Source organism: Bradyrhizobium sp. SZCCHNR3119, from assembly GCF_032487775.1.
GTDB lineage: Bacteria > Pseudomonadota > Alphaproteobacteria > Rhizobiales > Xanthobacteraceae > Bradyrhizobium.
Map to the genome: position 1 here is coordinate 3,204,362 of NZ_JAUEUV010000001.1, position 12,577 is coordinate 3,216,938.

Annotated in this window: 10 protein-coding genes; 3 read left to right on the forward strand and 7 right to left on the reverse strand. The window is 63.9% G+C overall.

The window, feature by feature from the left end; genetic code table 11:
* Window positions 1–106: 106 nt before the first annotated feature.
* Window positions 107–2,137: an acyltransferase family protein gene (locus QX034_RS14950; protein WP_316195527.1), complete on the reverse strand. Its 2,031-nt coding sequence runs from the start codon at window positions 2,135–2,137 to the stop codon at window positions 107–109.
* Between the two features lie 945 nt (window positions 2,138–3,082).
* Between QX034_RS14950 and QX034_RS14955 the strand changes: the two genes are divergently transcribed.
* Window positions 3,083–4,609 (forward strand): FAD-dependent oxidoreductase, encoded by a 1,527-nt coding sequence (locus tag QX034_RS14955; RefSeq protein WP_315701812.1) that lies wholly within the window; start codon window positions 3,083–3,085, stop codon window positions 4,607–4,609.
* Window positions 4,610–4,761: 152 nt separating this feature from the next.
* Here the strand turns inward: QX034_RS14955 and QX034_RS14960 are convergent, their stop codons facing one another.
* The 4 genes from QX034_RS14960 to QX034_RS14975 all read right to left on the reverse strand — a co-directional run bounded on the left by QX034_RS14960 (window position 4,762) and on the right by QX034_RS14975 (window position 8,582).
* Window positions 4,762–6,786: a YgiQ family radical SAM protein gene (locus QX034_RS14960; RefSeq protein ID WP_315728919.1), complete on the reverse strand. Its 2,025-nt coding sequence runs from the start codon at window positions 6,784–6,786 to the stop codon at window positions 4,762–4,764.
* Between the two features lie 84 nt (window positions 6,787–6,870).
* Window positions 6,871–7,590 (reverse strand): hypothetical protein, encoded by a 720-nt coding sequence (locus tag QX034_RS14965; protein WP_315701810.1) that lies wholly within the window; start codon window positions 7,588–7,590, stop codon window positions 6,871–6,873.
* 180 nt (window positions 7,591–7,770) lie between these two features.
* Window positions 7,771–8,247 carry a J domain-containing protein gene (locus tag QX034_RS14970; RefSeq protein ID WP_315701809.1) on the reverse strand — a complete coding sequence of 159 codons (477 nt, stop codon included), beginning with the start codon at window positions 8,245–8,247 and terminating at the stop codon, window positions 7,771–7,773.
* Window positions 8,244–8,582, reverse strand: coding sequence for a Rieske (2Fe-2S) protein (locus QX034_RS14975; protein WP_315742354.1), 339 nt, complete (start codon window positions 8,580–8,582; stop codon window positions 8,244–8,246). Before QX034_RS14975 ends, QX034_RS14970 begins: the two co-directional genes overlap by 4 nt.
* A 242-nt stretch (window positions 8,583–8,824) precedes the next feature.
* Between QX034_RS14975 and QX034_RS14980 the strand changes: the two genes are divergently transcribed.
* Window positions 8,825–9,655, forward strand: a complete 831-nt coding sequence (locus QX034_RS14980; RefSeq protein WP_315728930.1) for a hypothetical protein — start codon at window positions 8,825–8,827, stop codon at window positions 9,653–9,655.
* Between the two features lie 303 nt (window positions 9,656–9,958).
* Window positions 9,959–11,935: an SPFH domain-containing protein gene (locus tag QX034_RS14985; protein WP_315701807.1), complete on the forward strand. Its 1,977-nt coding sequence runs from the start codon at window positions 9,959–9,961 to the stop codon at window positions 11,933–11,935.
* A gap of 143 nt (window positions 11,936–12,078) precedes the next feature.
* Here the strand turns inward: QX034_RS14985 and QX034_RS14990 are convergent, their stop codons facing one another.
* Window positions 12,079–12,363 carry a hypothetical protein gene (locus tag QX034_RS14990; RefSeq protein ID WP_315701806.1) on the reverse strand — a complete coding sequence of 95 codons (285 nt, stop codon included), beginning with the start codon at window positions 12,361–12,363 and terminating at the stop codon, window positions 12,079–12,081.
* Window positions 12,364–12,378: 15 nt separating this feature from the next.
* Window positions 12,379–12,513 (reverse strand): hypothetical protein, encoded by a 135-nt coding sequence (locus QX034_RS14995; RefSeq protein WP_315701805.1) that lies wholly within the window; start codon window positions 12,511–12,513, stop codon window positions 12,379–12,381.
* Window positions 12,514–12,577: the final 64 nt, after the last annotated feature.

A 12,577-nucleotide genomic window follows, 5' to 3' on the forward strand; every position in this document is an offset into this window, starting at 1 on the left:
CATGTTCTTAATGAGATGGCGGGCTGCGCCTTGCTGGACTAACCAGGCTTACGAGCCGGGCGCGAGGGAAGCCAAGGCGTCGTCATCGTAATTCCCTCCCTCCTGGTCACTTCGCGACAGCGCTCCCCCGCGCGTCGGCCGGTGGCTGGACGTCGCGCTGGATCAACGGCGTAAGCAGGTGCTCAGCAAGGTAAAGGGACGCTCGAGGCCGCAGGTGCGCATTGTCGAAGCTCACGAGGCCTTCGCGCCGGTTGCGGTCGAGATAGATGAGGCAGCCTTCTGCGTTGCAGAAAAAGTCGAACAGGTTCTGGTATTCGAAAGGTTCGTTCGCCTGGAGCTCGCTTCGAAATGCCTTATCGATGCCGAGCGCGTGCTGGTCGAGATGCGTCGAAATTCGTGATGGGGTGAGCTGCCAATAATGCTGCATGACCACCTTGAAGAGAAACGGATCCCAGTGAGGTACCAGTCCGAGAACGATCACCCTCTTCACGCCGAACTGTCGGATTTCGCGCGACACCTGCCGCAGATATTCCGTGTCGAAGGCGTTGTTGAAGGAGATGACCACGACATCGGGGACGACCTGTCGTATCGTCGATAGCGCAAATGAGTTGGACTTTTCGCAGTAGTCGGTTTCCAGCTTCGTTACATCGATCGGGTGTGGACGGCACGCCGAAGCATAGGTGAGCAGCAAGGATACGTCGGACGGAAGCGTTTTCCGCAGGCCGTAAAAAAGATGTGCCGAATGGGAATCGCCCCACAGAAGCACGGTTCTGTGGGAGTGGCTGGTGTAGCAATCCGGGCTGATCGCGGCGCGGGGAACCCGCGTCGGCAGCGGACTCTCGAAGTTGTAGAAGTTGCACTGGTTTTGGTTGACATCCACCATCTCTTCGCGAGCCGGCGATGCGCCGTTGCGAAATGAATCGAAATAGGCTGCGTAGCTGTCGATATCGTCTGGATGAATGGTCCAGCCATAGATCATGGCCAGGGCGCCGACCCCCGCGAGCGTCGCCAACGTACCGCCCAGCAAGGGGACCGATCGCAAGGCGGATCGACCAGAACGAATCGGCTGTTCCAGAAACCTGTACGTGATCCAAGCCAATCCCACGCTGAGCACGACGACGCCGAAGCGGACCGGCGCGGAGCCAGCCCCGCCGAGCCAGGTGCGAGTAAAGACGAGCAGAGGCCAGTGCCAGAGATAGAGCGGGTAACTAATCAGCCCGACTCCGACCAGGATGGGATGCGCAAGAACATGCCGGGCTACCCAGCTGTAAGGTCCGGCGCCGACAAGGATGCAGGTGGCTATGACGGGCATCAGTGCAGCCCATCCCGGAAACGGAGTATTTTTTGAAATCAGGATCAGGCTCGCCGCCAATAGAACCAGCCCTGAAATTGCGAGCAGATCGGAAACGGGCATTCGAAGGCGGGCGTCAGGGATAAAGCCGAATGGCCGTTTGGTGTGTTGGGACGATGCGATCGCCACCAGGCCGCCTGCGAACAGCTCCCATGCTCGCGTGAGCGGCGAGTAGAAGGCCTCTGCCGGGTTGAGAGTCGTCGCTCTGATGTTAAGCAGAAACGATGCGATGAACAGCAGCCCCACGAGGTACGGCAGAGCGCGCTTCTTTGTCCGCCAACACAGCCATAAGAGGGCCGGCCAAACGATGTAATATTGCTCTTCGATACCCAGCGACCACAGGTGCAGCAACGGCTTCGTTTCCGCAGCCGCGTCGAAATAGTTCGCCTCCTTCCAGAACAACAGGTTCGCGGCAAATCCGGCGCTCGCAACGACCTGCTTGCCAAGCTCCTTGTATTCGTCGGTGTATAGAAACACGTAGCCGAGCAAGAGTGCCGTGAAGAGAACCAGGATCAGGGCCGGGAAAATGCGCCTGACGCGACGAGCGTAAAAGGTCGAAAGATGGAACGATCCGTTGGCGAGGTCCGCGACGATGATCGAGGTGATCAGAAATCCGGATATGACAAAGAAGATATCGACCCCAACGAATCCGCTGCGAAGCGCATGAGGGAAGGCGTGGAACAGGACGACTGAGATGACGGCAACGGCTCTAAGTCCGTCGATATCCGGCCTGTACGCCGTGCCATGGATCAGACTCGGTTTCGAATCGGCAACTGGCGCGTGCATGTGCTTTTCCCCAACGATCCGGTCGTGGTTTTAGCTTTTGCTCGCCCCGTCGGCAATCTATGCGCGAGGTTTTTTGCCGTTCGATCAGGAGGGGGCAGCCAAAGCAATCAGGGAGGATGGCCGCTTCGGAGCGACGTGGCGGCCCGCGGTGTTGCGATCCGCAACTCGTGCAATCATCCGCCCGACGGGCATGTTCCGCATGACCTCCCTGCGCAAACTGCCCGTCGTGCCAGTTTGCCGCACGCCCCTGGCCTTGCCGTGTCGGGCAAATCACAACGATGATCTCGGCCATCCCGCGGCGATGAAGAGGGACGTTTCGGCCGATCGTCACGAGGCGTAGCAGCGGGGAGCGGTGGACGCATCGGATTTGGGGCTTTGCATTTGCGGGCCGGCGAGCAAGTTCGATGCGGACGGTCAAGTCGCGTGGTCCTGACCTCCCGACGCTGAGGTCGCGCTGATGCGAAAGCAGCATGCGTAAACGGTGGCCAACAAGCCCGGCGCACCGGGGAGATCGCGAAGCAGCCGTTAAAACCATCGCGCAGGGAAGGCCGGGCTCGTCCGGCTGGACCTGTGGTACCTGCCGCCTGCATTTTTTCCGCAGGCGGGCCACGGGCCTCAGTCGAGGTCCGGCCTTCCCTGCGCCCTCTCGCATTTTCGAGGGCAGACGAACTGCACAACCCCGGGCGCTGATGCGCCGCGGGACCGCGCTTGTGCGCGTGTGCAGAGTTCGAGCGGCGCGTTGTCAGCACGGCCTTTTGAACCGGAGGAACCGATTGTCCGATTGTGGCTTGGTGGCAAGGCAGCTCTGATCTGCCGGAGCCGACGCGGGAGTGGGGACGGGATCGCGTCGAAGCGCCGTCACGCTCTAGGTTTGAATGAGCATGATCTTTTCGGAAAACGCTTCGCACCGTTCCGGATCATGCTCCAGCGAAGGAGGCATCCGCCATGTCCGACGACGAAGGCAAGCTGGAAGGTCCGGATCTCGCGCTCGGCGTGTCGTTGAGCGATTTCAAGAACGGCATGCTGCTCGGTCACGTGGACAAGGAGGCCGTGCTGCTGGTGCGCACGGGCTCCGACACTTTCGCGATCGACGCATTCTGCAGCCACTATCACGGCCCGCTCGCCGACGGCCTCGTCGTCGACGCCAGCGTCCGCTGCCCCTGGCATCACGCCTGCTTCGATTTGCGCACCGGCGAGGCGATGCGTGCCCCTGCGCTCTCGTCGCTGTCCGTCTGGCAGGTCGAACAGGCGGCCGACCGCGTTGTCGTGCGGCGTAAGCGCGATCACACAGGTCCGGCCAGGACGCCGCCGGCCGACGCACCGCGTCGCATCGTCATCATCGGCGGGGGCGCTGCAGGCTTTGCCGCGGCAGAGATGCTGCGCCGCGACGGTTACGGCGGCGAGATCACCATGCTCAGCAACGATGAGGCGCCGCCGGTGGATCGCCCGAACCTGTCCAAGGATTATCTGGCCGGCAAGGCGCCCGAGGATTGGGTGCCGCTCCGGCCGGATGATTTCTATTCCGAATTGAACATCGGTCTTCGGCTGCGCACACGGGTCGCGGCCATCGATGGGAAAGCGCGGCATGTGGTGCTTGGTGACGGCAAGACCGTGCCGTTTGACCGGCTGCTGCTCGCGACCGGCGCCGAGCCGGTCAAGCTGAAGATCCCGGGCGCGGACCAGCCGCATGTTCACATGCTGCGCACGCTGGCCGACTGTCGCGCGATCATCGCGGGTGCCGCAACGGCAAAGCGCGCCGTTGTGATCGGCGCCAGTTTCATCGGTCTCGAAGTTGCCGCCGCGCTGCGCGAACGTGACATCGAGGTGCATGTGATCGCGCCTGAGCGGCGGCCAATGGAGCGCATCCTAGGGCCTGACATGGGCGATTTCGTGCGTGCGCTCCACGAGGAGCATGGCGTCGTCTTTCATCTGCAGGATGGCGTGACGGAGATCGACGGCAGGCAGGTCAGCCTCAAGGGCGGAAGCACGCTCGAAGCCGACCTCGTCGTGGTCGGCATTGGCGTGAAGCCTCGCCTCGATCTGGCGGAGCAGGCCGGCCTCAAGGTCGATCGCGGCGTCATCGTCACCGCGAATCTCGAAACCAGTCTGCCGGGCATCTTTGCAGCGGGTGATATCGCACGCTGGCCCGACCGCTATTCCGGCGACAGCATCCGCGTCGAACATTGGGTAGTTGCCGAACGGCAGGGCCAGACCGCTGCTCGCAATATGCTCGGACTGAACGAGCCCTTCGACGCGGTGCCGTTCTTCTGGAGCCAGCATTACGACGTGCCGATCAACTATGTCGGTCACGCCGAGACATGGGACGAGATCGCGGTCGAGGGCGACATCAAGGCGAAGGACTGCGTGCTGCGCTACAAGCGCGCGGGCCGCGTGCTCGCGGTCGCCTCGATCTACCGCGACATCGACAGCCTCAAGGCCGAGCTGGAGATGGAGCAAAATCCGATACGGTAAATGGGGGCAAATGTGTGCGTGCCAATGCGCCAATGCGGAGGCTGCCGGTTGCCTCGGAAAAAGCTGGCTGGAAAGATCAAGCCTCAAGCCCGGGACGACAGCGGAGAATGCGATGCGCTCTTTCGGCGAGGCCGCCAGCCGTGACCCCAGCGCTACTTCCTGACTCGCACGCCCTTGGTCGTGAAGCGCTGTGGGCGCGGTTCAGGGCGCACGGGCCGTCGCGTGCCGGCGGCCTTGCCGGTGCCGGGCGGCTGGTGCGCGGGCACGAGTTGGTCGGGACGCGAGCCGATCAAGTCGCTGCGGCCCATCGCCTTCAGCGCCTCGCGCAGCACCGGCCAGTTGTCCGGGTCGTGATAGCGCAAGAAGGCCTTGTGAAGCCGCCGTTGCCGCAGGCCCTTGATCGCCTCGACCTTCTCGCTGCCGCCGCGCCGCACGCCGCGCAGCGGATTGACGCCGGTGTGATACATCGCGGTTGCCGTCGCCATCGGCGAGGGCAGGAAGGTCTGCACCTGGTCGGCGCGGTAGCGGTTCTTCTTGAGCCACAGCGCGAGGTTCATCATGTCCTCGTCGCTGGTGCCGGGATGCGCGGCGATGAAGTAGGGAATGAGATAGTATTTCTTGCCGGCTTGCTCCGCGGCGGCATCGAACATCCGCTTGAAGCGGTGATAGGCGCCGATGCCGGGCTTCATCATCTTGTCGAGCGGGCCGCGCTCGGTATGTTCGGGCGCGATCTTCAGATAGCCGCCGACGTGATGCGTCACGAGCTCCTTGATGTAGGCAGGGCTCTCGACCGCGAGGTCGTAGCGCACGCCCGAGGCGACCATCACGCGCTTGACGCCCTTGACTTCGCGCACCTTGCGATAGAGCCGGATCAGGTCGTCATGCGAGGTGTTGAGGTTCGGGCAGATCTCGGGAAAGACGCAGCTTGGCCGCCGGCATGCGGCCTCGACCTTCGGGTCCTTGCATGCCATCCGGTACATGTTCGCGGTGGGGCCGCCGATGTCGGAGATGACGCCGGTGAAGCCCGGCGTCTTGTCGCGGATGCGTTCGATCTCCTGCAGGATGGAGCCTTCCGAGCGGCTCTGGATGATGCGGCCCTCATGCTCGGTGATGGAGCAGAAGGTGCAGCCGCCGAAGCAGCCGCGCATGATCGTCACCGAGAACCGGATCATCTCCCAGGCCGGGATCTTGGCATCGCCGTAGGACGGATGCGGCGCGCGGGCGTAGGGCAGATCGTAGACGGAGTCCATCTCCGCCATGGTCAGCGGGATCGGCGGTGGATTGAGCCACAAATCGCGATCGCCGTGGCGCTGGACCAGCGGCCGCGCATTGTGCGGATTGCTCTCCCGGTGCAGCACGCGCGAGGCGCGCGCATAGGCTTCGCGATCGGTTTCGACCTGCTCGCAGGACGGCAGCCGGATCACGACCTCGCCCTTCTGGCGCGCGGCGCCTTCGTCGGCGGAATCCAGATCGTCGGCATGCAGCTCGGTGGTATTTTCGGGCACGCGGCGGAACAGCGCGACGCCGCGGATATCGTTCAGCTCGCGCGGCGCTTCGCCGGCAGCGAGCCGGTGGGCCACCTCGACCACGGCGCGCTCGGCATTGCCGTAGAGCAGGAGATCCGCCTTGGCGTCGGCCAGCACCGAGCGGCGCACCTTGTCGGACCAGTAGTCGTAATGCGCGATCCGGCGCAGCGAAGCCTCGATGCCGCCGAGGATGATCGGCACATCCTTGAACGCCTCGCGGCAGCGCTGGGCGTAGACCAGCGTGCAGCGGTCCGGCCGCTTGCCTCCCTCGCCGTTCGGCGTATAGGCGTCGTCATGGCGCAGCCGTCGGTCCGCCGTGTAGCGGTTGACCATGGAGTCCATGTTGCCGCCGGTGACGCCGAAGAACACGCGGGGGCGGCCCAGCGCCTTGAACGGTTCGGCCGATTGCCAGTCCGGCTGGGCGATGATGCCGACGCGGAAGCCCTGCGCTTCGAGCAGGCGGCCGATGATCGCCATGCCGAAGGAGGGGTGGTCGATATAGGCATCGCCCGTCACCAGCACGATGTCGCAGGCGTCCCAGCCGAGCGCGTCCATCTCGGCGCGGCTCATCGGCAGGAACGGCGCCGGCTTCTTGGGGGCCGTCCGGTGGCGGGGCCAGGAACTCAGGGGGGCTGCGGTGAGGCTTTCCATTGTCCATGGATAAGACTCCGCACCTGCAAGTTCAACCGCGCGAGACGCCGCTTCGAAGGCCGCCGCGGCCGGAATGATCCGGCCTCAGTGCATCGCGTTCGCGGTCTGGGTCCTGTCCCTGAACCAACCCCAGGCCAGGAAGGCCACGAAGGCGCTCAGCGCGAGCGCCAGCGACACCGGAAAACGGGTCTCCTGGTCGCTTTCGGCGGTCGTGTCGGTCGTCTGCGGTGCAGAGGCGGCATCCGTCGCCGAGACTGCCCCGCTTTCCGGAAGGTCGCTGCGGGCGCTGTCGGCGACTCGGGCGCTCACGAGCGCCTGGACCGGAAGCGCTCGAGTCGCAAGCGCCTGGGCCGGAAAGCGGTCGGCGATCGGATTGGCCGGCGCCGGGGACGCAGCTTCGACGCGCGGCGTCTCCGTGGATTGCGGCGCTGCATCGCGCGGATTCGCATCGTTCGGCTTGGGAATTTGCGCGAACGAATTCAGGCCCAACCGGCGTGCCGCAGCCGCATGATGAAGCTTCCGCTCCAGCTTGCGCTCGTGAACGGCAGTCCGCGCTTGCGATTGAGGCAGGGCTCGCGCCTGCGACCGCAACTGGGGATGGGGCGGAAGGAATTTCGCCATCATCCGATCGGACCAGGACATATACGCTTTGCAGAGCTCGTTGCATGGCAATCCGTTGACAGTGGTCATCCCGGACGCATTCGGGGTCGCCGCATGCGAGGCGCCAAGTCCGGCGAGGGACACTGCGCAGCCGAGCAGCATGGTCACAGCGAGCCTTTGCGTCATCGATTGCAGGTGGCTCATCATCGCAATTCCCCCTTCGGTCGCTTCTCGCTTGTGGGAATAACGACAGCAGCACAGGTCGATTCTTGGATCAGATCGCGTCAATATCCGGATCAGATGCGGTCAAATTTTCGGAGCGGCCAGGGGCTACAGCGTCTGTTCAGCGATCTATTGCAGTGCAAGTCGAGGTCCGGCCGGAGATCAGATCGGCGCTTTCTCGCACTGGCTGAGCAAGGCATCGCGAGCTGCCGTGATGCGGCGGTAAAGCGCGCTGCTGCCGCCGCCATCCGGATGCGCCGTCTTGGCCTTCTGCCGAAACGCAGCCTTGATCTCAGAGGCTGTCAGCACGCCCTCGAGCGGCAGCGCCAGCGCTTCGCGGAATTCGCTGTCGTCATCGCCATTGGCCCGCTGCAGAAGCGCACGGCGCGCTTTCCGGGCCTCGCTGCGCAAGCCGGCCTGGTCCTCCCGCCACCGCTGGCGCGACATGACCAGGCAGGCGCCGAAGGCGATGCGGCCCTCCGTATCGAGTTCGTCGAGACTGAACGGCCCGACCACATCATAGGGCGGCGCGAGCCAGGCGCGCCGGCCATTTTCGCCGTGCTCGATCCGGCCGATCGTCGCCATGTCCACGACACCGAGCGAGCCGTTCCAGACCACCCATTGTGCCGTGTCGGTCACGCCGGCGCGCGGGCTGGCTTGGCCGGCCCGAGATCGACCTGGATCTCATCGCCTTCGATGCGGAGCTCGTAGGGATGCAGCACGTTGCGGACGATATGGGTGACGCATTTGCCGCTTCTGCCGTCGAAGCCCCAATGATGAATCGGGCAGGTGACGGTGGTGCCGTCGAAGCTCGCATCCGTCAGAGGCATGTCCGCGTGCGGGCAGCGTCCGCGATAGGCCTTGAGCTCGCCGCCAGCCGGCCAGACCAGCAGCACGCTCTTGCGGCCGACCTGAAACAGGCTCATGCCGCCTTCGCCCACGGCATTGGCAGGACAGACAGAGGTGAACGCCATCGCGTCGCCTTTCGACAGTTAAGCCTCTCGAACCGGTCATCACGCAAGTTTCGGACCAGCGAAAAAGCACGCCTTGCGGCGCTTCCTCGCGCCACAATGTCGGAAATGCGACGAGCCGGACGATGCGATATGCGCGGGAGCGCGAGGCGGCTTGTTCGGATCGCGATGGCGTGGGATGGAAGCGTGCGCTGCGCGTGCCGGATGCGTGGGCGTTCTTCACCCCGCATGAGGTCACGTTGACCATGTCCGTATCGCGTTTCTTGTTTGCTTTCGCAGCGCTGCTGGTCGCCTCTGCCGCCTTCGCCGCCGACAAGCCCGGTGAGATCAAGGGGACGATGCTGGAGCCCTCGCCCGACAATCTGGCGCTGACCTGGGCCAAGGCCAATCTGGTGCTGCCGGCCATGCTGGTCGGCGGGCGGCGCTGGGAGGGACACGCGGAAGAAGCGCCCGATGTGATCGGCATCGCGCCGCTCGTCATCGTGATGCACGGCTCCAGCGGCGTGGCGCCGGCCGTGAAGGAATTTCAGGTCTGGCTCGCTGACGAGCTCGGCGTCGCCTCGGTCGCGCCCGATAGCCTCGCGATTCCCGATCGGCTGACCTACACCTCGCCGGTCGACGTCGATACCTACGAGCGCGTGCATGCGCTGCGCCTCGCCGAACTCGATCACGCCGTGAAGGCCTCGCGCGAGTGGAGCTGGGTGGATCGGCTGCGCCTCGTTCTTGCCGGCACCAGCGAAGGCGCGGTGGCGGTCGGTCGTTACGCCGGCAAGGAGGCCGCGGCGCGGTTGATCTATTCATGGTCGTGCGAGAGCAACTACTTCGTCACCGAGCCGCGGCTCGGCGTCGGCGCGAAGGAGCCGGTGTTGAACGCGATCGCGGCCCGTGATCCTTATTTCTCGGCCGCCAATCCCTGGAATAAGGACCGGAGCGTCACCGGCTCCTGTGGCGCGGCGCTGAAGGCCGATCCGAAGGCGGAGGTCATGGTGATCGATGCGGACGTGCATACGATTCTGAACCGGCCCGAAGTGCGCGCGCGGACCGCCCAATTCCTGCGCGGCGTGTTGAATCCATGAGGTCGCGCGCATGATGCGGCATGTCCGAAGGGCGGGCAGGAGGCCGCACCGGTCGTCCGTATGAGTCGCCGATCCGGGACCCCGGTTCATCGTCCCAGATGATTTATTTTCAGCTTGAGTTGTTAGCTTGAACGCCGGCGCTTCGGAATAGACCAAAGTATCGAGCAGAATTTGCCGCCGGTGTCTGGGAAATCCCGCTGCAATGCCTAGCTCTCGCGCGCCGATATTGAACGGCGCGATCGCCCGATGGCGCGGGCTGCATCAGCAGCCGCGCTGACATCGCGCGACATTGGAGTTGTCATCATGGATCCTAACAGTCTGATCCAGCCGGCCCTCTGGGCCGCTGCCGTTATTGTGCTGCTTGCGCTGCTCAAGCTCTCCAACACTTTCTGCTACATTCCGAACAATCAGGTCGGCATCGTCGAGAAGCTCTGGACCTTCCGCGGTTCTGTCGCCGAAGGCTTTATCGCGCTGAACGGCGAGGCCGGTTACGAGCCCGAAGTGCTGCGTGGCGGCCTGCACCTGTTCTTCCCCTTCATGTACCGGATCCACCGCTCCGATCTCGTTACGGTCGGCCAGGGCAAGATCGCCTATGTGTTCGCGCGCGACGGCGCGCCGCTTGGCGCCTCGCAGGTGCTCGGCGCCAATGACGGCGAGGACAAGTCCGACTTCGAGGACGCGAGGCGCTTTCTGTCCGCTGGCGGCCAGAAGGGACCGCAGCGCAAGATCCTGCGTGAAGGCACCTATGCCATCAACACCACGCAGTTTGCGATCATCACCGATGAGCGGGTCTATGGTCACGCCCTGAGCGCACAGGAGCGCACGGTGCTCGACGGCATGCAGCTCACCATCGCCGAGCGTTGGGGCTTCACGCCGGTGATCCTTGCCGCCGATCACGATCTCGTCGGTGTCGTCACCGTGCATGATGGGCCGTCGTTGCCGCCCGGCGAGATCATCGCGCCGGAGGTCGGCATCGCGCTCGACGACGAGGCGACGTTTCACAACAACTACCAGGAGCCGGAGAAATTCCTCGCAGCCGGCGGCTATCGCGGGCGCCAGCTTCAGGTCATCGTCGAGGGGACCTGGTATATCAACCGGCTGTTCGCGACCGTCGAAGCCGTGCCGAAGACGGTCATCCCGGTCGGCAATGTCGGCGTCGTCATCTTCTACACGGGCCCGCGCACGGCGGACGTGTCAGGCGAGCAATATCGCCACGGCGAGCTTGTCTCCAATGGCAGTCGCGGCGTCTGGAAGGATCCGCTGCTGCCGGGCAAATATGCCTTCAACACCTACGCCGGTAAGATCGAGATCATCCCGACGGTCAATTTCATTCTGAAGTGGGTGCGCGGCGAAGTCGGCGCGATGAAGCTCGACGAGAACCTGTCGGAGATATCGCTGATCACCAAGGATGCGTTCGAGCCGACGCTGCCGCTCTCGGTCGTGATGCATATCGACTACAAGAAGGCGCCGATGATCATCCAGCGTTTCGGCGACGTGAAGAAGCTGGTCGAGCAGACGCTCGATCCCATGGTCAGCGCCTTCTTCAAGAACATCGCGCAGAAAATGACGTTGATCGAGCTGCTGCAGAACCGCGCCGCGATCCAGGAGGAATCCGCCTCCGTGATGAAGGTCAAGTTCGAGGCCTATTCGCTCGATCTGCAGGAGGTCCTGATCGGGACGCCGCGCGCCGCGCCCGGCGACCAGACTATCGAGAACATCCTGATCCAGCTGCGCATGCGCCAAGTCGCGCGCGAGCAGGTCGAGACCTTCCAGGAGCAGGAGAAGGCCGCGATCCAGGAGCGTACGCTGAACGAAGCCAAGGCGACGGCGGCGGCGCAATCGGCGCTGACTCAGTCGCTGATCCAGATCAAGGTCAATGAGAACGAAGGCGCGGCGGCACTCGCGCGGGCGCAGAAGGACGCCGAGACGCGCAAGGTCACGGCGGCCGCGGTCGGTGAGCAGTCGCGGCTGGAGGGCCAGGGCGAGGCCGATCGTGTGCTTGCGGTCGGAGCCGCCAACGCCCAGGCCACCAAGCTGTCTGTCGATGCCTATGGCGGCCCGGAGTTCCGCCTGGCCGAGCAGAACTTCGCCAAGTTCGCGGACGCGCTGACCCGGATCAACCAGCCCCTGGTGCCGCAGTTTCTGATGTCGGGTGGGCAGGGGCAGGAGACCGGCAGCGCCGGCCTGATCCCGACCGCGATGCTCAGCTCGATGTTCGGCCGCATGATGCCGGACGCGCTGGAGAGGTTGAAGGCCGAGGCGCCGCGGGCGGCGCGGTGAGCTGCGATGATCGATTGATCTTTAGCTAAGAACAAGGCGTGCATGTCGATACGACGTGCAAGCCTATCTTCCCGTCATGAAATCAGGGTGGGGATCCTGGAGCTGCGCCGGCGCGTTGGCGCGGCATCGTTTCCAAGGGCGCATCAACCTTCGAGCGTCGGAAGGCTCATAATGGGCGTCGCCAAAAAGACCTCTCGCAACATGTCTATTGATGATCGCGCGGTAGGACCCGTCGCGAGCGTGAGATCGCTTTCAGGAACGATCCGCTGATGGATCTCCGCGCTGCTCTTGATGCGATAGCGCGGGCTTTCCGAGCTGATCTCGGGTTCCGGCATCAAGCGTATGATTTCGTACGCGCCTGTCGCGGCCGCACGCATCAGGTTCGGCTTCAGTTCGACGAACTGGCCTACGTGGAACTCATGTCTCAAAGTGAAAGACCTTCTCTATTTCTTCTTGCTGGAGCCGAATGTCGGCTGCCACGCGCCGACCTTTTGGCTCGGCGCTGCGGCGATCGACTTGATCTTCTGCTTTTTTGGTTTCTTGGCTTCCCGATTGCCTCTCTGCTCGCCTTTGGCCATGTCGATGTCTCCTCACGTATGATGATGGGCAGGTGTTGAGGTCGGATTATCGTTGCCGGCCGTG